Source organism: Hyphomicrobiales bacterium (assembly GCA_002869065.1).
In the GTDB taxonomy this organism is placed as follows: Bacteria; Pseudomonadota; Alphaproteobacteria; order Rhizobiales; family Rhodobiaceae; genus Rhodobium.
The window spans coordinates 87449-108845 of the sequence record PKTR01000005.1; the positions used below are offsets into that span (position 1 = coordinate 87449).

Here is a 21397-nt window from a genome sequence, read left to right on the forward strand (position 1 = left end):
GTTTGGGGCACCCGCCGGGCGATGCGAGGAAAGTGAGGGGGCCAGCGGACCGGCCCGCGCTTGGATCAGGGTGCCGCCGCCGCGGTCGCCGCCTTCGAAAGACGGCTCCGCGACGCCGGTTTCCCGCACTACTTGATCCAGGTGGACCAGCGCGCTTCGTTCTTCGACATCCAGTCGGCAACCACGTCGTCGACGCTCTTGCCGTTCAGATCGACGTCGGCGACCATCGCGCCCATCTCGTCGTTGTTGATGTTGAACGCCTTGATCGCGTTGTAGGCACCCGGCCACTTGTCCTTGACGCCCGACCACGCAACCTTCCAGATCGGCCCGCGCGGCTTGCCGCAGTCATAGGCGAGATCCGGGTTCACGCCGGTCGAGGCATCCGAGTAGCACTCGGCGGAGTATTTCGGGAACTCGACCCATTCGCCTTCATACTTCACCGGCGCCCAGTGCGGGGCATAGACCCACAGCATGATCGGCGCCTTGCGCTGATAGGCGGATTCGAGTTCGGCAAAGAGCGCCGCGTCGGTGCCGGCATGAACCACTTCGAACGGCAGTTCCAGCGCCTCGACGCGCTCGTCGTCAAAGCCGCCCCAAGTCACCGGCCCGCCAAGATAACGGCCCTTCGGCGCGGTTTCGGCCGTCGCGAAGGCTTCGGCGCACTTCTCGTCCTTCAGCGCTTCCCAGTTCGGCAGGCCCGGGCAAACTTCCTTCATGTAGGACGGGAACCACCATTCCTCGATCGCCTGCATCCCGGTCTCGCCGAGGTTCTCGACCTTGCCGGTGCCGGTCGCTTCATCCATCGCCTCGCGGCCGGTGGTTTCCCAGATTTCCATCGCCACATCGAGGTCGCCGGTCTTCAGTCCCGCGAACTGCGCGATGTAGTCGGCCTGCACGTAATCGATCGTGTAGCCGGCCTTTTTCAGCACCTCACCCATGATTTTCGTGGTGACGAGCTGGCCGGTCCAGTCGTGCAGGGTCAGCTTGATCGGATCGTTTGATTCGACGGCCGATGCCGGCAGCGACGCGGTGGCAATACCGGTCGCGGCCAGAAGGCCTGCGATCAGGGCCGAGCGAAAAGTCGTCTTGCGCATGTTGATCACCCTCCGTGTTGGGAGGATCCGGCGTGGAACGTCCGCGCCCTGCCGCCCTCCGTGACGGAAGTGTGTCGTTCACGCGAGCCTCGAGTCAATCGATTTGTGGTTTTTGTGTGGGATTGCTAGATATTTTTGTGGTTTTCTGCTGTTTATTCGGTCATTATTTTAGCAATTGCCAAGAAATAAGGCTCCAAAGCCACATGACCTTGTCGAAACGCCAAACCAGCATTCTTAGCTCGGCGCGCCAGCGCGGCACAGTGCGCATTGCCGACCTTGCCGACAGCCTCGGCGTGTCGCTGGAAACCGTGCGCCGCGACATCCGTCCGCTGGTCGATGCCGGCGATCTGGTCAAGGTTCATGGCGCGATCAGCCTGTCAGGCCCGCCGCCGAGCGAGGCGCCTTTCGAGCGGCGCATGCGCGAGAACGAGGACGAGAAGCGGCGCATCGCCAGCCACCTCGCCACCGGCATCGCCGACGGCGACAGCGTGATGATGGACACCGGCACGACGACGAGCATTCTGGCGCGCGAACTGCTCGGAAAGACCGGGCTGACCATCGTCACCAATTCCTCTGACGTCGCCCGTACGCTCTCCACCGTCAACGGCAACCGCGTCTACATGGCCGGCGGCGAACTGCACGGCGACAACGGTGCTGCGTTCGGCCGGTCGGCGATCGCCTTCATCGCCGACTTCCGCGTCCGCCACGCCATCATCTCGATTGCCGCCATGGATGCCGATCTCGGGCTGATGGACTACCACCTGGCCGAGGCCGAATTCGCCCGCACGGTCCTCTCCTGTGGTCAGGAGCGGATCGTCATCACCGACCACACCAAGTTCAACCGCGCCGCCCTGGTACGGGTCGCCGGCTTCGACGAATTCGACCGGCTTGTGACAGACCGCGCGCCGCCCGACGACATCGCCGAAAAGCTGCGCCACGCCGGTACCCGCGTCGAAATCGCCGGCGACCTGCCGAGGGTGTGAGGCGGCGAGCCCCCTCGCCTAATCCCGCGCCACCTCGTCGAGCGCCTTGCGCACCCGGCGGATAATAACGGCCCGCGCCTTCTCGTCGCCCGCCTTGTCGAGCTGTTCGTGCAGGTCGAGCAGCAGTTCCGACACCTCGTTGTGCCAGTCCCGACGGCCGGTCTTTTCCGGTTCGATACGGCGGGTCCGTTCGACCTCGACCGGCAGCGCGCCGTTGCGGGTCAGCCGGAAAGCATCGTCGAGCCGCGGCACCAGAAGATCGGCATCGACGAAGCCTTCGAGCCGCTGCTTCAACGCCCACACCGGCTCTTCTTCGCCATGCACGAGGAACACCGCCTGACGGATCGGCATGCGCTCGCGCACCCAGGCGCTCAGTTCCGGCGCATCCGCGTGGCCCGAATAGAGGTCGATCGAGCGGATACGCGCGTGAACGTTTATTTCCTGCCCCTGAATGCGCACCCGTTTGGCGCCTTCGAGCAGGATGCGCCCGAGCGTACCCTGTGCCTGATAGCCGACCAAAAGCACCGTCGCCTCGTCACGCCACAGCCAGTTCTTCAGCCGGTGGCGGATGCGGCCCGCGTCGCACATGCCGCTTGCCGCAATAACGATGTGAAAGTCCTCCAGATCGTCGAGCGCGATGCTTTCTTCCACGCTTTCGGTGAACTGGATGTTGTCGGCGGCAAGCGCTCTGAGCAATGCCTGACCACGCTCCAGCTCGTCGGCATGGTCGCGGAACACCTGTGTCGCGCGACGCGCCAGCGGCGAGTCGATATGGACCGGCATGCGGGGGATCTCGCCCGCCTCCATCAACAGGTTAAGGTCGACGAAAAGCTCCTGCGTGCGCTCGATGGCAAAGGACGGGATCAGCAGAACGCCCTTTTCCCGGTAGGCGTCCTCGACCTCGCGACGCAACATTTCACGGCGTGCCTTTTCCGACACCGAATGCCGGTCGGTGTCGCCATAAGTGCTCTCGCACAGCAGGTAATCGAAACCGCGCGGCGCTTCCGGATCCGGCTGCAACAGCTTGTTGTCGGGGCCGATATCGCCGGAAAAAATCAGCCGAAGCGGCCCGCCATCGGCGCCCTCGCCCATCTCGATCTCGATTTCGGCCGATGCCGAACCGAGCAGATGGCCGGCATTCCAGTAACGCGCGCGAAGACCCGGCACGACCTCCACCCATTGCTCATAGTCGACCGGGCGGAACTGCTCCATCGTCCTGAACGCATCGGCCTGGGTGTAGATCGGCGTCACCGCCTTGCGCCCGCGCCGGCGGTTGCGCTTGTTGAGATGGCGCACCTCCATCTCCTGGATGTAGCCGGAATCCGGAAGCATCACCGAGCAGAGATCCGCCGTCGGCGGCGTCGCGAAGATCGATCCCTCAAAGCCCGCGCGCACCAGCTTCGGCAGCAGGCCGGAATGATCGATATGAGCGTGGGTCAGAACGACCGCATCGATGTCGCGCGCCTCGAACGGAAACGGCTTGTAGTTCAGCTCCTTTTCCGTCTTCGAACCCTGAAACAGCCCGCAGTCGACGAGCACTCGCCCACCAACCGTGTCGAGTTCAAAGCACGACCCGGTGACGCCGCCCGACGCACCGAAAAACCGCAGGAAAGGTTCGTGGTCCTGTCTGCCGCCCATCTGTCGTACTCCACTCATGAAATGATAGGATCGAGCGGGATTCTACCCCCTTTTCGCCACCGCCGGCTATTCCGGATAATCGGGATGGCCGCAATCCACGGTGCGTCATGACCGCCCGCCCGACCGCAATCCGACAGTCCGAACTTGAGGAAATATTGCACGCGCTCGCCCGCGATCTAGGCTACGCGCAAGCCCCCGTCGCCGGCAGGCGCCGCGTCCACTCGCTACCAGTGGAACCCGGCGCCTATGTGCTGCTGTTCTGGCTGGCACGGCCCGCTCCGCTGCCACCGCGCTTCGGCACGGATAAACTCGCCCCCGGCTTCTACGCCTATTGCGGCTCGGCGCGTGGGCCCGGCGGCCTGCAGGTGCGTATTGCCCGCCATCTTGCCCGCGAAAAATCCCGCCGCTGGCACATCGACTGGCTGACCACTCGCGCCGGCCCCATCGCGGCGCTTGCCGTCATCGACGGCAACGAATGCGCCCTGCGCGAACGCCTGTCGGCGCTGCCGGATGTGGGCATTCCCGTCCCCGGCTTCGGCTCGACCGATTGCACGAAATGCCCGAGCCATTTGGTGAGGGTGGGGTGAGGTTCGATTGCATTTTCCGGCGCTCGCGAGTGGACGACGCAATCGCCCCCCCACGCACGTCATCCTCCGGCTTGACCGGAGGATCGCTCTCCATTCGGGAAGAGCAAGCGTGTGAGCACACGGCCCTGCCTGATAGATCCGCGCGAAAAACGAAAGGTCCCGTTTGCTGCTACCCGATCCTCCGGTCAAGCCGGAGGATGACGTGAGGGAGAAGGAAAGCGCCTGAGCGCCGCAGCCCAATCCCTCCACCACGCGGCCGGAACACTGGAACCACTCCCCCCGCCGATTCCGCCCTTGCACCCCCAATCGATCTCTGTCATAACGCCGAACCGTACGGTACGGTACGGCGCGTGAAGGCGCGTTCCTACTCGGGAATTCGGAACAAGCCAACGTCTCTCAGGCGGGAACCTGAAGCCGTCCGAAGCAGCAGAATTCGGGTCCAAGGCGCGCCACAAGTCGAACGGCACCGAACGCACAACACGAAACGCAGTAAGACACCACGGAGCATCCGGTGAACGCCATCGCCAGCGAACTGACCGACCGGCAGAAGGACGTGCTCGACACGGCCCTTGCCCTGTTGGTCGAGGCTGGCGACGCCTTCACCATGGCCCAGGTCGCGCGCCGCGCGAGCTGCTCCAAGGAGACGCTCTACAAATGGTTTGGCGACCGCGACGGGCTGTTGACCGCGATGGTCCGCTGGCAGGCCTCGCGGGTGCGCTTTGCCGCCACCGGCCGCGAAAACCTCGATGCCGCCTCGCTGGCGGCAAGCCTTGAGGAATTCGCCGCCAACTGGCTGAAGGTGCTGACCGGCAAGACCTCGATCGCGCTCAACCGGGTGGCGGTCGCAAGCGCCCGCGCTGAAGAGCGCACCCTCGGCGACATCGTGCTCGAGAACGGCCCCTTTGCCATGGCAAAGCGGTTGAAGCCGCTGCTCGAGCTTGGCCGCGAAAAGGGCTTGCTCGTCTTCGAGGATGCCGATACCGCGTTTCGCAGCTTCTTCGGTCTGGTCATCGGCGACGTGCAGATCCGACTGCTGCTCGGCGACAAACCGAACCACACCGACGACGAAATCCGCCGGGACGCCCGGCGGGCAACGGAATTTTTCTTCGCCCTCTACGGAGCCGATCAGGGTCCGGGGGCAAACAAGGCACCGGCCTGAGCGGCCGGTCTCACTTTGACAAGGAAGGGTAGGAACCAATGCGCGTTTATTACGATCGGGATGCCGATATCAATCTCATCAAGGACAAGAAGGTCGCGGTCATCGGCTATGGCAGCCAAGGCCATGCCCACGCTCTCAACATGCGCGATTCCGGCGTGAAAGACGTCTGCGTCGCGCTGCGTCCGGGCTCCGCCTCGGCCGCCAAGGCCGAAGGCGCCGGCATCAAGGTGATGAGCGTCGACGAAGCCGCCCAGTGGGCCGACGTCATGATGATGCTGACCCCGGACGAGCTGCAGGGCGAGATCTATCGCGACCACCTGCACGCCAACATGAAGGAAGGCGCGGCGCTGATGTTCGCGCACGGCCTCAACGTCCACTTCAACCTGATCGAGCCGCGCGCCGACCTCGACGTCCTCATGGTCGCGCCGAAGGGCCCGGGCCACACCGTGCGCTCCGAATACCAGCGCGGCGGCGGCGTGCCGTGCCTGCTCGCCATCCATCAGGACGCCTCGGGCAACGCCCATGACCTCGGCCTGTCCTACGCGTCGGCCATTGGCGGCGGCCGCGCCGGCATCATCGAGACCTCGTTCCGCGAAGAATGCGAAACCGACCTGTTCGGCGAACAGGTCGTGCTGTGCGGCGGCCTCGTCGAGCTGATCCGCGGCGGCTTCGAGACCCTGGTCGAAGCCGGCTATGCCCCGGAAATGGCCTATTTCGAGTGCCTGCACGAAGTGAAGCTGATCGTCGACCTCATCTATGAGGGCGGCATCGCCAACATGAACTACTCGATCTCCAACACCGCGGAATATGGCGAGTACGTCACCGGCCCGCGCATCATCACCCCGGAAACCAAGGCCGAGATGAAGCGCGTTCTGGAAGACATCCAGTCGGGCAAGTTCACCCGCGACTGGATGCTGGAAAACAAGGTCAACCAGACCTCGTTCAAGGCCACCCGCACCCGCAACGCCGCTCACCCGATCGAGGAAGTCGGCGGTCGTCTGCGCGACATGATGCCGTGGATCAAGGAAAAGGCCCTGGTCGACAAGTCGAAGAACTAAGTCGACTCATAGGCAAATTCCAAAAAACACGGGAGCGCGGGCCGGCAACGGTCCGTGCTCCTTTTTTGTCTACGCTCTGGAAACCGGTCGCCGTTCAGCCTGTGGACGCGCTGCGGGCACAAGGCTATACGCAACGGGTCGGGTTTTTGCGCGTGCTTCGAGACGAAACCGCGTAGACTGACCGCATTCGTTCGACTCGATCCGCCCGCGCCTGCCGGCACCTCCGGCAGCACCAGAACCGGAGCCTGCAATGCCGCGCCGCTATGCCATTCTCGACGTCTTCACCGACACGCCGCTGGCCGGCAATCCCCTCGCGGTGGTGCTCGACGCGGAAGACCTCGACAGCGGCCAGATGCAGGCGATCGCGCGCGAGTTCAACCTGTCGGAAACGGTCTTCGTGCGTCCCTCCGAAAATCCGGCGCAGTCGGCCGATATCCGCATCTTCACGCCCGGCCGTGAACTGCCCTTTGCCGGACACCCGACCGTCGGCACCGCCGTTCTGCTCGCCTCCGAGCGCTTTCCGGACGTCGACAGCGAACTCGATGTCGTCGAGGTGCTGAAGGAAAAGGTCGGCACGGTGCGCTGCGGCGTGCGGCTGTTTCCGGACAAGGCGGGCTATGCCGAGTTCGACGCGCCGCGCCTGCCGCAAGGCGCCGGCACCGCCCGCGACAAGGAGCTGATCGCCGCCGCCCTCGGGCTCGAGCCGCGCGAGATCGGCTTCGAGAACCACAAGCCGTCGCTCTATGAGGCCGGCGTGCCCTTCACGCTTGTTCCCGTGGCCGGGCTCGACGCCATCGCGCGTGCGCAGCCGGTCGTCACCGCCTGGAAGGCCGCCTTCGGCCAAGGGCCGGCGAACGACGTCTTCGTCTATTGCCGCGAAACGCTGCACACCACCTCGGCGTTCCATGCCCGCATGTTCGCGCCGATGATGGGCATCCCGGAAGACCCGGCGACCGGGTCGGCCGCCGCCGCCTTCGCCGGCGCCATCCATTCCTTCGACGGCCTCACCGACGGCACGCACCATTTCCACATCGAGCAGGGCTACGAGATGGGGCGCCCGTCGACCATCGATCTCGAAATCGATGTCGACAAACGCAAGATCTCGGCCATGCGCATCGGCGGCTCCGCCGTCATCGTCGCGCGCGGCGAACTGACGGTCTGACGGCTTCCAGCCAGCACGCTCCACGCCACACGGCACTCCGGAGACCTGCGCCCCGAAATCGCGGTCTCGACATGCCGCTTGACGTATATGCATGAACAGGCATATGCAGTGACCGACATTCACTGCATCCGGCCAGACCCATGGCAACCATCGACCGCGTCCTCTCCGCCCTGGCGAGCCCTGTCCGCCGCGAGGCCATGCGCCTGCTTGAGGCAGGCGACGAGCTGTGCCTTTGCGATTTCATGAAACGGCTCGGCATCGCCCAGCCGAACATGTCGCGCCACATGAGCACGCTGCGCGCCGCCGGCCTCGTCACTGACCGGCGCGATGCGCAATGGGTCCGCTACCGGGTGAATGCCGATCTCCCCTCAGCGCTGTCCGCCGTCGTCGAGACGACCCTGGCCGCCCCGGACCCGGAAGCCGCCACCCTCGGCGACAGGAGCGCGGCATGAGCACCGCCGGTCTGAGCCCGCGCGACGACGCCCGCCACTCCGCGCTCTGGGTTGGCGGCACCGTCCTCTTCGTCGCCGTCTGGTTCCTCGTCTATTTCCAGCTCGCGCCGCTATCGGAATGGCTCGTCTCGTTCCTGCCGCTGGAGCCCGGAAGCCATGCCTACGAGGCGGTGAAATTCTTCATCTACGACACGCCGAAAGTGCTGATGCTGCTGACCCTTATGGTCTTTGCCATGGGCATCGTCAGAAGCTTCTTCTCGGCGGAACGCACCCGCGCCCTGCTCGCCGGCCGCCGCGAGGGCCTCGGCAATGTGGCGGCCGCGATGCTCGGCATCGTCACGCCTTTCTGCTCCTGTTCGGCGATCCCGCTGTTCATCGGGTTCGTTTCCGCCGGCGTACCACTCGGCGTCACCTTCTCGTTCCTGATCGCGGCCCCGATGGTCAATGAAATCGCCGTCGGCCTGTTGTTCGCGCTCGTCGGCTGGAAGATGGCGCTCGCCTATCTCGGCTTCGGCCTCGCCGTCGCCATCCTCGCCGGCTGGATCATTGGCCGGCTGCATCTGGAACACTGGCTGGAAGACTGGGTGCGCAACGTTCGCGCCGGCGCTGTCGAGGTGCCGGAGACGCACATGACCATCGTCGACCGCATCCATGCCGGTATCGACGCGGTCCGCGACATCGTCGTCAAGGTCTGGAAGTGGATCGTCATCGGCATCGCCGCCGGCGCCGTCATCCACGGCTACGTGCCGGCGACGCTTCTTGCCGACATCATGGGCAGCCACACATGGTGGTCGGTGCCCGCCGCCGTCCTGCTCGGCGTGCCGATGTATTCCAACGCCGCCGGCGTCATTCCGATCGTCGAGGCGCTGATCGGCAAGGGCGCCGCCCTCGGCACCGTGCTCGCCTTCATGATGAGCGTCATCGCGCTCTCGCTGCCGGAAATGATCATTCTGAGGAAGGTCCTGAGCCTGAAGCTCATCGCCGTCTTCGTCGCCGTCGTCGCGACCGGCATTCTCGCCGTCGGCTTCCTCTTCAATCTCCTCTTCGTTCAGTAAAGGACACCTCCGATGAAGGACATCAAGGTTCTCGGCCCCGGCTGCAAGCGCTGCGAAACCACCGCCGACATGGTCAAGGCGGAAGCGGCCCGCCTCGGCATCGAGGTCACGGTGGAAAAGGTCACCGACTACGCCGACATCGCCGGCTACGGCATCGCATCCACGCCGGGCATAGTCATCGACGGCAAGGTGGTGCATGCGGGCGGCCTGCCGAAGGAAGAAGACCTCGCCGCCTGGCTCTCGGCCTGAGACGCGACATGACCGTCGTCATCCATCACAATCCCGACTGCGGCACCTCGCGCAACGTCCTCGACATCATCATGAAAGCCGGCGTCGAGCCGACCGTGATCGAATATCTGAAAGAGGGCTGGACGCGGCCGCAGCTGCTCGCGCTGTTCGCTGCCGCCGGCATCACGCCGCGCAAGGCGCTGCGCACCACCAAGTCGCCGGCGGTGGAACTCGGCCTCACCGATCCTTCGGTCGACGACGAAACCCTGCTCGACGCCATGCTCGAACACCCTGTGCTGGTCAACCGGCCAATCGTCTGCTCGCCGAAGGGCGTGCGGCTCTGCCGGCCGAGCGAAACCGTGCTCGACCTGCTCGACACCCTGCCGCCCGGCCCGCTCTACAAGGAAGACGGCGAACTGATCGTCGACGCCGAAGGGCGCCGTGTCGGCTGAGCAACATCGGTCCCCCCCCTGCGCACCATTCGCAAAAACGGTTGCGGATCGCCGCCGGCTTTCGTAAAAGAGCGGACATTAACGATTTGGCAAGCTGTTCACGCGACGCTTTCCGAATGCGTTCGCTGCTCTATCTCAGGACGCAGCACAAAGAGAATGGGACAACTGGAAGCCGGATGATGATCGCCGCTCGCACCAATGCAGCCTTTGCGATCGACGCGCGGACCACGCGCGGCGCCCAGCTTCGCCTTGCCCTCGACCTTCTCCTTATCAGCCCCTGAGCGCCGGCTGCTCCTTCACGAGCGGGTACTCAGGGGAAGCTTTATCACCAAGCGTTCTCAGACAATGTGCCCGTCAGCCAAACCGTACAGACGGGCTGAATCGTAAGAAGGATCCAGGGTCATGACCGTTGATGCCGCAAACGGCTCCGCCGCAGACCACGTAAAGATTTTCGACACCACCTTGCGCGACGGCGAACAGTCGCCGGGCGCCTCGATGACGCTCGAGGAAAAGATCGCCGTCGCCGAATTGCTGGACGAAATGAAGGTCGACATCATCGAGGCCGGCTTCCCGATCGCCTCCAATGTCGACTTCGAGGCCGTCAGCGAAATCTCCAAGCGCGTCCAGAACGCCGCCGTCTGCGGCCTGGCCCGCGCCGGCGCCAAGGACATCGACCGCGCCGCCGAAGCCCTGAAGCACGCCCGCCAGCCGCGCATCCACACCTTCATCTCCACCAGCCCGGTGCACATGAAGTACAAGCTGCAGATGGAGCCGGAAACGGTCTACGAGGCGGTTATCTCGAGTGTCACCCGCGCCCGCAACCACACCGACGACGTCGAGTGGAGCCCGGAAGACGGCACCCGCACCGAACACGACTTCCTGTGCCGCTGCATCGAGGCGGCGATCAAGGCCGGCGCCACCACCATCAACGTGCCCGACACCGTCGGTTACTCGACGCCGGAAGAATACTACGCCCTCATCGCCATGCTGATGGACCGCGTGCCGAATGCCGATATGGCAACCTTCTCGACCCACTGCCACAACGATCTGGGCATGGCGGTCGCCAACTCGATCGCTGGCGTGCGCGCCGGTGCCCGTCAGATCGAATGCGCCGTCAATGGCCTGGGCGAACGCGCCGGCAACGCCGCGCTGGAAGAAGTCGTGATGGCACTGAAGACCCGCGGCGATATCCTGCCGTTCCAGACCCGCGTCGACTCGACCCTGTTGACCCGCGCCTCCAAGCTGGTGTCGGCCGTCACCGCCTTCCCGGTGCAGTACAACAAGGCCATCGTCGGCCGCAACGCCTTCGCGCATGAGTCCGGCATCCACCAGGACGGCATGCTGAAGAACGCCGAAACCTACGAGATCATGACGCCGGAATCGGTCGGCGTGAACGCGACCTCGCTGGTCATGGGCAAGCATTCGGGCCGCCACGCATTCCGCGAGAAGCTGAAGGAACTGGGCTACGAATTGGGCGAGAACGCCTTCGAGGATGCCTTCCGCCGCTTCAAGGATCTCGCCGACCGCAAGAAGCAGGTCTATGACGAGGACATCGAGGCGCTGGTCGATGAGGAACTGGGCACCGCCGACGACCGCATCAAGGTGATGGCGCTGACCGTCGTTGCCGGCTCCGTCGGTCCGCAGTTGGCGACGCTGACGCTGGCCGTCGACGGCGCGCACACCACCGTGCAGGCGACCGGCAACGGCCCGGTCGATGCGACCTTCAACGCCATCAAGACCATCGTGCCGCACGAAAGCGTGCTGCAGCTCTATCAGGTCCACGCGGTCACCGAGGGCACCGACGCCCAGGCCGAGGTCTCGGTCAAGCTGCAGGAAGACGGCAAGACGGTGATCGGCCGCGGCGCCGACCCCGATACGCTGGTGGCTTCCGCCCGCGCCTATGTCCACGCCCTCAACAAGCTGATGGTCATGCGCGAACGCACCAAGCCGGGTGAGTTGAAGGTCGGCTGATCCGGGCTATCCGAGATGAAATGGAGAAGGCGGGCCAAAAGCCCGCCTTTTTTCGTGGGTGTTGGTGATGGCCTACCCAATTGGCAGCAGGTTGCCACATGCCCGCCCCTCTCCGTCGTCATGCCGGGCTTGACCCGGCATCCAATGGCCTGGCCCCTTCATAGAAGTCGAAAAGGGTAAGACGCGGCTCGCCCAGCCCGCACCGGGCTACCTTGCGGAAAGGAGCAATGGACCCCGCGTCAAGCGCGGGGTGACGCGGAGTACGTGGGGGAAATTCGGTGCGCCGAAAAGACGTTGCCGTAGCGTCGTGTCCATCCTCACACGACGCCCTCCCTCAATCCTCATGCGTCATCCTCCGAGCCTCTCCCCTCGTCATCCTCCGGCTTGACCGGAGGATCGGGCAGCGACCGGCCCAGCAGTGATGCATGCACGCGTGAGCAGGATACTCGTCACTGGTCGGCGCTCCAACACAACGCTTCCCGGATGGAGAACGATCCTCCGGTCAAGCCGGAGGATGACGTGAGTGGATGGGTCGAAGTGCGACACTCAACCGTGAGACAGAAAAACTAGTTCCCCGTCGCCTGCAGATATTCCCTGACCGCACCGCTGATACCGAACAACAACGCGTCGGCGGTGATGCCGTGGCCGATGGAAACCTCGGCGATATAGGGCACGCGGCCCATCAGCGGCGGCAGGTTCCATAGGGTGAGATCGTGGCCGGCATTGATGCCGAGCCCGGCGCTGCGAGCGGCCTCGGCGACTTCGGCGATCGACTCGATGGCGCGCGCGGCCTCAGCCGGATCGTCATAGGTCGCGCCATAGGGGCCGGTGTAGATCTCGACGCGGTCGGCGCCGATGTCGGCCGCGCGCGGCGGCTGTTCCGGATCGTCCGGGTCGACGAACAGCGATACCCGCATGCCACCCGCCTTCAGCCGCCCGATCACATCCTTCAGCATCACCCGGTTGGCCGGGATATCCCAGCCGTGGTCGGAGGTCGACTGCTTCGGGTCGTCCGGCACCAGCGTCACCTGATCGGGCCGATGCGCCTCTACGAGCCGCAGGAAGTCGTCGCTCGGATAACCCTCGATGTTGAATTCGGCACCGGCGAACTCGGCAACCACCTCTTTGATCGCCGGCACGTCGCTGCGGCGAATATGACGCTCATCCGGGCGCGGATGCACGGTCAGCCCGTGCGCCCCGGCTTCAAGCGCCATACGGCCGATCCCGGTGACACTCGGCCACGGCAGATCGCGCCGGTTGCGCAGCATGGCAATCGCATTGAGGTTGACGGAGAGACGTGTCGGCATCGGCTTTCACCCGCTCTGAAGTGCGAAAATACGCACATAAATCACCGAGGACGAAAAGGAAACACAACGGCACGGGAAAGGTGCTGCGCGTTTTGGGAATAGGTTGCGAAATTCAGGCGCCGATCAGCCGGTCGGCGGCAGCCCGCGCCTCGTCCGTGACGGTGGCACCGGCGAGCATGCGCGCGACTTCCTCGCGCCGCTGTTTGGCATCGAGCGGGATCAACCGGGTGGTCACGAGATCCGGCCCGGTCTCTTCCTTGGCGACCTGCATGTGGCTCGACGCGGAGGCCGCCACCTGCGGCGCATGGGTGACGGCGACCACCTGAACCCGCTCGGCAAGCCGTGCCAGCCGCACGCCGATGGCTTCGGCCACGGCACCGCCGACACCGGTGTCGATTTCGTCGAAAATGAGCGTCGGCGCCGAGCCCTTGTCGGCCAGCGAAACCTTCAGCGCGAGCAGAAAGCGCGCCAGTTCGCCGCCGGACGCGATCTTCATCATCGGCCCCGGCTTGGTGCCCGGATTGGTCTGCACCCAGAATTCGACCGTATCGATGCCTTCCGCCGCCCGCACCGAGGCGTCATGGGTCAGCCGAACGGAAAAATGCGCCCGCTCCAGCTTCAGCGCCGGCAGTTCTCCATCGACGGCCTTTTCAAGCAAAATGGCCGTTTCCTTGCGCCGTTCGCTCAGCGCGGCAGCGGCCTTGTCGTAAGCCTTCTCGGCACTAGCGGCTTCGGCTTCGAGTTGCGCCAGCGCATCCTCACCGGCGTCGAGATCGGCGAGATCGGTTTCCATCTGCGCCAAAAGCCCGACCAGATCATCGACCGGCACGCGGAACTTTCGCGCCGCTGCGCGCAGCGCGAACAGCCGTTCCTCGGTCTCTTCCAGTTCGCGCGGATTGTAGTCGGTCGCGGCAAGCGCGGCCTCCAGCCCGGCGCGCACGTCTTCCAGCAAATCGATCGACTTGCCGAGCGCATCGACCGTCGGCTCAAGCAGGCCCGGCGCCTGTTCCATCTTGCGCTCGAGCCGGCGTAGCAGACTGGCGAGCGTCGGAATCGGCGAGGCTGGCCCTCCGATCGTCTCATTGGCTTCGTTGATGTCGCCGGCGATCTTTTCCGCCCGCATCATCGCCTGGCGCCGCTCGGCGAGCTCGATCTCCTCGCCCGGCTGCGGATCGAGCCTGTTGAGCTCCTCGACCGAAGCGCGCAGATAGTCGGCCTCGCGGCGGGCTTCCTCGATGCGCGCCCTATGGGCCTTCAGCTTGCGCTGCGCATCGCCCAGCGCACGGTGGATTTTCCCGAGCGCCTCGACCTCGGACTCGTGGCCACCGAAGGCATCAAGCAGCTCGCGGTGGTGGGAAGGGTCGACCAGCGCCCGGTCGTCGTGCTGGCCGTGGATCTCGACCAGCGCCCGACCGATCTCGCGCATCAGCGTGACGCTGACCTGCTGATCGTTGACGAAGGCGCGGCTGCGCCCGTCGCCGGACTGAACACGGCGCAGGATCACGTCGCCGTCTGCCTCGATATCGTTGTCTTCGAGCAGTCGCCGTACCGGATGATTGATCACCAGATCGAACACGGCGGTGACCTGACCGCGCTCCGCGCCATGCCGCACCAGCCCGGCATCGCCGCGCGCGCCAAGCGCCATCGACAGCGAGTCGAGCACGATCGACTTGCCGGCGCCGGTTTCGCCGGTCAGCACGGTCATGCCGTCATTGAAGGAAATATCGAGACGGTCGATGAGAACGATGTCACGGATCGAAAGCGCAGACAGCATGACGACCGATCACGTCCCTCTCGTCAAAGCGTGGTGCCGGGTCCGCCTCACGCCCCCCGTCTGCAAGGACACGCTATCATATTCGGATCGGCTGCCCCCACCCGCCAGGATGGGAAAAACGCGCCGTTTCCTCAGATAATATTCGATGCCGACTTGAAGGCCTTGCTGATCCAGCTGCCTTCGTGCTCCTGCGGCTCGTAGCCACCCTTCTGCAGCAGCGCGTAGGCATCCTTGTACCAACTGCTGTCCGGGAAGTTGTGGCCGAGCACGGCAGCAGCCGTCTGCGCCTCGGTGATGACACCCAGCGAATAGTAGGATTCGGTCAGGCGCGCCAGCGCTTCTTCGACGTGACGCGTCGTCTGGTATGCCGAAATGACGTTACGGAACCGGCTGATGGCGCCGACATAGTTGCGCCGCTCCAGATAGTAGCGGCCGACTTCCATTTCCTTGCCGGCAAGCTGATCGCGTGTGATCATGATCTTGCGGCGGGCATCGTCGGCATATTCCGACTGCGGATATTTCTCGACCACCTCGGTCATCGCCGCGAGCGCCCGTTCGGTCAGTTCCTGATCGCGTGTCACGTCCGGAATCTGATGGAAATAGGACTGGCCGACGATATAGAGCGCGTAGGCCGCTTCCGGGCTGCCCGGGAACAGGGTCGCGAACCGGCGCCCCGCGTTGATCGCCTCTTCGTAGCGCCCTGCCGTGTAGTTGGTGTAGGCGGACATCACCAGCGACTTGCGTGCATAGCCCGAATAGGGATGCACCTGGTCGACTTCCTCGAACTTCTTGGCCGCATCCGCGAGCTTGCCCGCGTTCGAAAGCGCCAGACCCTCATTGTACAGCTGGTCAGCCGTTGTGTTGTCGAGCGCCAGATCGTCAGCGTCATTCGACGAGCACGCGCCAAGCGCGACCGCTGCCGTCATCGCGACGGCAAGACCTGCACGCCGGGAAAGGGAAACGATCTGCCGACTACGATTGAGTGAACGCTGAACCATATCCGAGCCTGAACGAGGGTGAACAAAAGTCTGTCCGGCACCGCCAAGCACCGAACCTGCAAGGCCTTTTACCGCAATTGGCCCTGCCATGCCACGCGAACTGACCCGGCAATCGAGCTTTTTTATGACTGCAGGCGAAATTTCGCCCTCTTCATACGCGAAGCGACGCCCTTCGACGCCGCTCCAGATGGCCAAAAGCCGTCCCAAATCGCGCTTAGCTGTAATCCGGCCCCATCGCCGGAACCGTAAGACCGGCACCCACTTCGGCATGGCCGGCGCTGCGCCGCACCGGACCTTCGACGATCCGCCAGGCGGTCGGGTCCGCGAACATCGCTTGCAGAACGGTGAAATTGAGCCGGTGGCCGCCCTTGTAGGAGCGGTAGAGACCGAGAATCGGCAGACCCGACAGCGCCAGATCGCCCACCGCGTCGAGCGCTTTGTGGCGAACGAACTCGTCGCTCCAGCGAGTGCCTTCCGGGTTCAGCACCCGGTCATCGGCGATCGCCACGGAATTCTCCAGCGACGAGCCGAGCGCATAACCGAGCTGCCACAGCTTTTCGACGTCGCGCACCAGACCGAAGGTCCGGGCCCGCGCGAGATCGCGGCGGAACACGGTCGGCGACAGATCCGCTTCGAAGCTCTGACGGCCGATCAGCGGCGTCGGGAAATCGATGGTGACCTCGAGCCGCGAACCATTGTAGGGGCGCAGCTCGCCGTAAGCATCGCCCTTGTCGACGCGAACCGGCTTCAGCACCTCGATAAAGCGACGCGGCCGCGACTGGACGACGCGGCCGACGGAATCGATGGCATCGACAAAGGCACCGGAGCTGCCGTCCATGACCGGCACTTCGACGCCCTCGATCTCGATGATGACGTTATCGATCATGAGGCCGCGCAACGCTGCCATCAGGTGCTCGACGGTAGCGATCGTCACACCGTTCGAGCCGGCCAGAACAGTGCACAGCTCGGTCGCTGTGACCGCACGCCACTCGGCGCTGATTTCGGCTTCCTTGCCCGAGCGCGGGTCCGTGATCTGGAACAGGATGCCGGTGTCGACATCGGCGGGGTGCATCGTCATGGAAACCGGCGCACCGCTGTGAACACCGACCCCCGAAAGCGTAACCTGGTCACCAATGGTGGCTTGCAGACCGTCGCTACGCCCCATGACAATTCCTTTCACTGTATTCCGGCGACCCGTACCCTGTCGCCCTCTGCCGCCGTGTGGACAAAACCCCATCGCATCACGTGGCCTGATGTGTCAGGCCGCACAATACCCGCGGCAACCGTTCAAACAAAATCAAGCTTTCTTACGATTTGTTACCGATGAAATAATTCTAACCCATTGAAAACAAACGCCACAATGAACGAGGGGCACGCTCGCTTGAGCATGCCCCTGCGTTAACCATTTTACCGGCCGGGGCGCTGCCCCGGCGTCGTGTCAGTTCGCCTGGCGACGCAGGAAAGCCGGGATCTCGAGTTGATCCTCATCCTGCTGTGCCTGGTGGGCCGGAACCTGGCGTCCATGAGGGTCGAGTTCGGCCTGCCGGCTGCGCGGCTTCGCCTCGGCTGCTGCCGGACGCGGTGCCGGCTGCTTGGCGAATTCCGACGGTGCCTTGCGCGGTGCAGGTGCTGCCGGGCGCGATGCTTCGGAACGCGGAGCAGCCGCCTTCGGCGCCTGTGCCCGCATGTCCATCGGCGGTGCGTGCCGGACCGTCTCGTCATCCATTTCATCATGATCGTCACGACGGCCAAGACCGCTGGCGAGACGACGAAGCAGACCCATCGGACGACGCGACTCATCGTCATGATCGTCCTCGGAACCGCGGATTTCCTTTTGCGCGATGTGCGGGAAATCCTCGACCTTGGGCATGCGCGGCGCCCGTTCCGGGCGTTCCGCAACCGGCGGCACATACGGCTCGGCGACCATTTCCGGCTCTTCCGCGACGATCGGCTCGTCGTCGATTTCCGGTTCCGGCTCACGCGCCTCGGCAACCGAGGCTTCCGGCTGATACGGCTCGATCAGCACGTCCGGATCGCTCGACGCCGTCACCGGCGTCGCGCGCGGTGCGACCGGGCGAGCCGATTCTTCCGCCTTGGCCGGTGTGGCAAGCGCCTTTTCGACTGCGGCCTCGGCCGGCTTCGAGACCTTCTTCAACCGCGCGGCGAGCTCCGCCATGCGGGTTTCGGAATTGTCTGCTTCGGCAGCAAGCGCGCGATCGATGCCGGTGGCAACCACCGACACGCGAATCAGACCCTCGAGGCTGTCATCGAAAGTGGCGCCGAGGATGATATTGGCTTCCTGATCGACTTCCTCGCGAATCCGGGTTGCGGCTTCGTCGACTTCGAACAGCGTCAGATCGCTGCCGCCGGTGATCGAAATCAGCAGGCCGCGAGCGCCCTTCATGGTGGTCTCGTCGAGCAGCGGATTGGCGATCGCGGCTTCTGCCGCCTGCAGCGCCCGCTTCTCGCCGGACGCTTCGCCGGTACCCATCATCGCCTTGCCCATGGCGCGCATGATCGAGCGCACGTCGGCGAAATCGAGATTGATCAGGCCTTCCTTCACCATCAGGTCGGTGATGCAGGCAACGCCCGAATAGAGAACCTGATCGGCCATCGCGAAGGCGTCGGCAAAGGTCGTCTTGTCGTTGGCGATGCGGAACAGGTTCTGGTTCGGAATGACGATCAGCGTATCGACATTCTTCTGCAGTTCCTCGATGCCGGCGTCGGCAACCTTCATTCGCCGCTGGCCTTCGAAGTGGAACGGCTTCGTGACAACACCGACGGTCAGGATACCCTGTTCCCGCGCAGCCTTGGCCAGCACCGGCGCCGCGCCCGTGCCCGTGCCACCGCCCATACCGGCGGTGACGAACACCATATGCGCGCCTGACAGGTGGTCGTTGATCTCGTCGATCACCTCTTCAGCGGCCGCCTTGCCGACTTCCGGCTGCGACCCCGCGCCGAGACCTTCGGTCACGGCCACGCCCATCTGCACGATGCGTTCGGCTTTCGACTGGGTCAGCGCCTGTGCATCGGTATTCGCGACAACGAAGTCGCATCCCTGCAGGCCGGCTTCGATCATGTTGTTGACCGCGTTGCCGCCCGCCCCACCGACGCCGAAAACGGTAATCCGCGGCTTCAGCTCGGTGATATCCGGCATTTTCAAATTGATGGTCATTGCACCCTCATGTGCTTCATCCGCGGCCGCATTACTGTCGACCTCATGTGCGTAGTCTTCGTCCTTCACCGGCGGGCCTCACTTTCCCTCGGTTTTCAGAAACTCTCCCTGAACCATTGCCCGACGCGAGCGAGGTATCCCTCGGTTCCCGTGAGCCGGTTTTTTGTATGTCGAGTTTCGAATTGCTCGATTTGTGCCACCTGCGGGTAGATCAACAGACCGACCGCCGCGGCAAATCCGGGCCCTTTTGCAGCTTCCGGCAGCCCGGCAATGCCGAGCGGCCGTCCAAGCCGCACGTTGCGACCAAGGACCCTACGTGCCACCTCAGCCAGCCCTGTGAGCTGGCTTGCGCCCCCGGTGAGCACGATTCGCTTACCGACCCGTCCCGTGTAGCCCGACGCATTCAGCCGGTCGCGGACGAGTTCGAGAATTTCTTCGACCCGCGGGCGGATGATCTGGGTCACCGTGCCGCGCGGAACGTGAGTGGGAATATCGCGGTCGTCTTCGCTGACGGGGGGAACCGTCAGCACGTCGCGATCGTCGAGCGCCGAACCGATGGCGCTGCCGTGCAAGGTCTTGATGCGCTCGGCATCCTGCAGCCTGGTCGACAGGCCGCGCGCCAGATCCATCGTCACGTGATGGCCGCCGATCGCGATCGAGTCGACGTGCACCACCTGGCCTTCGCTGAACACCGCGATCGAGGTCGTGCCGCCGCCCATGTCGATACAGGCCGCGCCGAGTTCGGATTCGTCGTCGACCAGCGAGGCGAGGCCGCTCGCATAGGGCGTCGCGACCATCGTCTCGACGTCGAGATGGCTGCGGCTGATGGTCAGCTCCATGTTGCGCACGGGCGCTGCATCCGCCGTCACCACATGCATGTCCACGCCGAGCTTGCCGCCGATCATGTTGCGCGGATCGCGAATGCCGCGATTGCCGTCGAGCGCGTAGCCGATCGGCAGCGAATGCACGACGAGGCAGCCGTCACGCGTCGTCTGCTGGCTGCCGGCTTCGAGCACGCGCTGAATATCAGCCTCGCGAACCGCCGTGCCGTCGAGCCGCACGCTCGCCGAAAGGGTCTCGCTGGCGAGCCGCCCGCAGGTCACGTTGACGATCAGCGATTCGATGGTCACGCCGGCCATGCGTTCGGCCGAATCGACCGCCTGACGGATCGCCTGTTCGGCCGCGTCGAGATCGACGACCACACCGGACTTGATGCCGCGCGAGCGCTGATAACCGAAGCCGAGCACTTCCATCGTGTGAGTGCGGCCAAGCAGTTCGTCGGCGCCCTCACGCGGGCGCAGCCGCGCCACCAGCGAGCAGATCTTGGTCGAGCCCACATCGAGCACGGACACGATTACCGGCCGCCGGTTCGACAACGGCTTCATGCGCGGCACGCGGCGGGGAGAGGACGACGACATCATATCCGCGCCCCCTTCTTCTTCGACTTGCCCGAATCGAGTTCGGCCTTGCGCCGTTCCTGCGCCGCTTGCGTGAGACGCACCATCACGCGGTCATCGAACCTGAGATCGATTGCCGCCAGATCGCGGGCGAGCAGACCGCCCTCATTGTCGAGGCGTTCAAGCCGTTCAAGCGCGGAAGCCGTATCTGCCTCCGGCAGCAAAACGTCGATGCCGTTGTCGAGACGCAGCGTCCAGCGCCGATCGGAAACGAGGATGTAGGCCCGAACCTTCGGCTTCAGCGTCGTGAAGCGGTCCATCGTCGTCATGAATTCGGCAAGCCGGCGCTGCGCGCCGTGGCCGATGGCCAGCGGCAGGCGGACGAAGCGGTCGTCGACCACATCGGTGATGATCTCGCCGGCCCGATCGACGACGGACACGGTCTGGCCGCGCTGCCAAAGCGCGAACGGCTCGCGTTCCTTGATCGTCACCTGCAGCGTGGCGGGATAGAGCTTGCGGACCGAAACCGCGTTGACCCAGGACATATGCGACAGCCGCACCCGGGCGTCCGCCGCGTCATAGCTGAGCAGCGACGTCCCCGGCTCGATGTCGAGCACGGTCAGCACATCGGCTTCGGCGATTTCCTTCTGTCCGGTGATTCGCACCGCGTCGATGCCGAAGCCGGCCGACGAACTCAGCGTTTCGGCAACCGGCGCCAGCTGGCCGCCAAGCGCCAGCGCATAGGCGCCCCAGCAACCGAGGAATCCAAGAGCGAGAACGGTACCGGTAAAGCGCGGCGGCTCGGGCAGCTCGCGCCCGAACAGCACGGCGGTCGAAAGGGTGCGCGCACGACCACGGCCCTTCGGCATTGCGAATTCCTCCGCATTGCCGTCAGCCTGGCTACGTC

The 21397-nt window shown here is 64.6% G+C and carries 19 protein-coding genes; 10 read left to right on the forward strand and 9 right to left on the reverse strand.

Annotated elements, in window-relative coordinates:
* Positions 1 to 128: 128 nt before the first annotated feature.
* On the reverse strand, positions 129 to 1094 hold the full coding sequence (locus C0606_14410; protein ID PLX36616.1) for an ABC transporter: 966 nt from the start codon (positions 1092 to 1094) through the stop codon (positions 129 to 131).
* Between the two features lie 203 nt (positions 1095 to 1297).
* Here C0606_14410 and C0606_14415 point away from each other — a divergent pair, with 203 nt between their 5' ends.
* A complete protein-coding gene (locus tag C0606_14415; GenBank protein ID PLX36472.1) occupies positions 1298 to 2077 on the forward strand; it encodes a DeoR/GlpR transcriptional regulator in 780 nt (259 codons plus the stop codon).
* A gap of 18 nt (positions 2078 to 2095) precedes the next feature.
* Here C0606_14415 and C0606_14420 read toward each other — a convergent pair whose 3' ends face one another.
* Complete coding sequence (locus C0606_14420; protein PLX36473.1) at positions 2096 to 3715, reverse strand: MBL fold metallo-hydrolase; 1620 nt, start codon at positions 3713 to 3715, stop codon at positions 2096 to 2098.
* Between the two features lie 107 nt (positions 3716 to 3822).
* Here C0606_14420 and C0606_14425 point away from each other — a divergent pair, with 107 nt between their 5' ends.
* From C0606_14425 to C0606_14465, 9 genes are all read left to right on the forward strand, one after another.
* Positions 3823 to 4302, forward strand: a complete 480-nt coding sequence (locus C0606_14425; GenBank protein ID PLX36474.1) for a DUF123 domain-containing protein — start codon at positions 3823 to 3825, stop codon at positions 4300 to 4302.
* 511 nt (positions 4303 to 4813) lie between these two features.
* A complete protein-coding gene (locus tag C0606_14430) occupies positions 4814 to 5461 on the forward strand; it encodes a TetR family transcriptional regulator (GenBank protein ID PLX36475.1) in 648 nt (215 codons plus the stop codon).
* A gap of 38 nt (positions 5462 to 5499) precedes the next feature.
* Complete coding sequence (locus C0606_14435) at positions 5500 to 6519, forward strand: ketol-acid reductoisomerase (protein PLX36476.1); 1020 nt, start codon at positions 5500 to 5502, stop codon at positions 6517 to 6519.
* Positions 6520 to 6769: 250 nt separating this feature from the next.
* Positions 6770 to 7681: a phenazine biosynthesis protein PhzF gene (locus C0606_14440; protein ID PLX36477.1), complete on the forward strand. Its 912-nt coding sequence runs from the start codon at positions 6770 to 6772 to the stop codon at positions 7679 to 7681.
* Positions 7682 to 7821: 140 nt separating this feature from the next.
* Entirely contained in the window at positions 7822 to 8133 is a 312-nt protein-coding gene (locus tag C0606_14445; GenBank protein PLX36478.1) for a transcriptional regulator, read from the forward strand.
* Positions 8130 to 9188 carry a hypothetical protein gene (locus tag C0606_14450; GenBank protein PLX36479.1) on the forward strand — a complete coding sequence of 353 codons (1059 nt, stop codon included), beginning with the start codon at positions 8130 to 8132 and terminating at the stop codon, positions 9186 to 9188. Before C0606_14445 ends, C0606_14450 begins: the two co-directional genes overlap by 4 nt.
* A 12-nt stretch (positions 9189 to 9200) precedes the next feature.
* A complete protein-coding gene (locus C0606_14455) occupies positions 9201 to 9437 on the forward strand; it encodes a thioredoxin family protein (GenBank protein PLX36480.1) in 237 nt (78 codons plus the stop codon).
* 8 nt (positions 9438 to 9445) lie between these two features.
* Positions 9446 to 9868, forward strand: coding sequence for an arsenate reductase (glutaredoxin) (gene arsC / locus C0606_14460; GenBank protein PLX36481.1), 423 nt, complete (start codon positions 9446 to 9448; stop codon positions 9866 to 9868).
* Positions 9869 to 10270: 402 nt separating this feature from the next.
* On the forward strand, positions 10271 to 11839 hold the full coding sequence (locus C0606_14465) for a 2-isopropylmalate synthase (protein ID PLX36482.1): 1569 nt from the start codon (positions 10271 to 10273) through the stop codon (positions 11837 to 11839).
* 566 nt (positions 11840 to 12405) lie between these two features.
* On the opposite strand, the gene C0606_14470 is transcribed toward C0606_14465, so the two are convergent.
* From C0606_14470 to C0606_14500, 7 genes are all read right to left on the reverse strand, one after another.
* Positions 12406 to 13146 carry a pyridoxine 5'-phosphate synthase gene (locus C0606_14470; protein PLX36483.1) on the reverse strand — a complete coding sequence of 247 codons (741 nt, stop codon included), beginning with the start codon at positions 13144 to 13146 and terminating at the stop codon, positions 12406 to 12408.
* Positions 13147 to 13258: 112 nt separating this feature from the next.
* Positions 13259 to 14920 carry a DNA repair protein RecN gene (recN, locus tag C0606_14475; protein ID PLX36484.1) on the reverse strand — a complete coding sequence of 554 codons (1662 nt, stop codon included), beginning with the start codon at positions 14918 to 14920 and terminating at the stop codon, positions 13259 to 13261.
* A 131-nt stretch (positions 14921 to 15051) separates the two neighbouring features.
* Positions 15052 to 15918 (reverse strand): outer membrane protein assembly factor BamD, encoded by an 867-nt coding sequence (locus C0606_14480; GenBank protein ID PLX36485.1) that lies wholly within the window; start codon positions 15916 to 15918, stop codon positions 15052 to 15054.
* Between the two features lie 214 nt (positions 15919 to 16132).
* Positions 16133 to 17083 (reverse strand): UDP-3-O-acyl-N-acetylglucosamine deacetylase, encoded by a 951-nt coding sequence (locus tag C0606_14485; protein ID PLX36486.1) that lies wholly within the window; start codon positions 17081 to 17083, stop codon positions 16133 to 16135.
* A 273-nt stretch (positions 17084 to 17356) separates the two neighbouring features.
* A complete protein-coding gene (locus C0606_14490; protein ID PLX36617.1) occupies positions 17357 to 19093 on the reverse strand; it encodes a cell division protein FtsZ in 1737 nt (578 codons plus the stop codon).
* A 95-nt stretch (positions 19094 to 19188) separates the two neighbouring features.
* Positions 19189 to 20514, reverse strand: coding sequence for a cell division protein FtsA (gene ftsA / locus C0606_14495; GenBank protein PLX36487.1), 1326 nt, complete (start codon positions 20512 to 20514; stop codon positions 19189 to 19191).
* A complete protein-coding gene (locus C0606_14500) occupies positions 20511 to 21359 on the reverse strand; it encodes a cell division protein FtsQ (protein PLX36488.1) in 849 nt (282 codons plus the stop codon). The genes ftsA and C0606_14500 overlap by 4 nt, the downstream gene beginning before the upstream one ends.
* Positions 21360 to 21397 lie beyond the last annotated feature (38 nt).

Coding starts and splice junctions, on each gene's coding strand:
- C0606_14410 (PLX36616.1), bottom strand. CDS start 1,094: ATGCGCAAGACGACTTTTCGCTCGGCCCTGATCGCAGGCCTTCTGGCC.
- C0606_14455 (PLX36480.1), top strand. CDS start 9,201: ATGAAGGACATCAAGGTTCTCGGCCCCGGCTGCAAGCGCTGCGAAACC.
- C0606_14480 (PLX36485.1), bottom strand. CDS start 15,918: ATGGTTCAGCGTTCACTCAATCGTAGTCGGCAGATCGTTTCCCTTTCC.
- C0606_14500 (PLX36488.1), bottom strand. CDS start 21,359: ATGCCGAAGGGCCGTGGTCGTGCGCGCACCCTTTCGACCGCCGTGCTG.
- C0606_14435 (PLX36476.1), top strand. CDS start 5,500: ATGCGCGTTTATTACGATCGGGATGCCGATATCAATCTCATCAAGGAC.
- C0606_14470 (PLX36483.1), bottom strand. CDS start 13,146: ATGCCGACACGTCTCTCCGTCAACCTCAATGCGATTGCCATGCTGCGC.
- C0606_14445 (PLX36478.1), top strand. CDS start 7,822: ATGGCAACCATCGACCGCGTCCTCTCCGCCCTGGCGAGCCCTGTCCGC.
- C0606_14420 (PLX36473.1), bottom strand. CDS start 3,715: ATGGGCGGCAGACAGGACCACGAACCTTTCCTGCGGTTTTTCGGTGCG.
- C0606_14490 (PLX36617.1), bottom strand. CDS start 19,093: ATGACCATCAATTTGAAAATGCCGGATATCACCGAGCTGAAGCCGCGG.
- C0606_14425 (PLX36474.1), top strand. CDS start 3,823: ATGACCGCCCGCCCGACCGCAATCCGACAGTCCGAACTTGAGGAAATA.
- arsC (PLX36481.1), top strand. CDS start 9,446: ATGACCGTCGTCATCCATCACAATCCCGACTGCGGCACCTCGCGCAAC.
- C0606_14440 (PLX36477.1), top strand. CDS start 6,770: ATGCCGCGCCGCTATGCCATTCTCGACGTCTTCACCGACACGCCGCTG.
- recN (PLX36484.1), bottom strand. CDS start 14,920: ATGCTGTCTGCGCTTTCGATCCGTGACATCGTTCTCATCGACCGTCTC.
- C0606_14415 (PLX36472.1), top strand. CDS start 1,298: ATGACCTTGTCGAAACGCCAAACCAGCATTCTTAGCTCGGCGCGCCAG.
- C0606_14485 (PLX36486.1), bottom strand. CDS start 17,083: ATGGGGCGTAGCGACGGTCTGCAAGCCACCATTGGTGACCAGGTTACG.
- C0606_14465 (PLX36482.1), top strand. CDS start 10,271: ATGACCGTTGATGCCGCAAACGGCTCCGCCGCAGACCACGTAAAGATT.
- ftsA (PLX36487.1), bottom strand. CDS start 20,514: ATGATGTCGTCGTCCTCTCCCCGCCGCGTGCCGCGCATGAAGCCGTTG.
- C0606_14450 (PLX36479.1), top strand. CDS start 8,130: ATGAGCACCGCCGGTCTGAGCCCGCGCGACGACGCCCGCCACTCCGCG.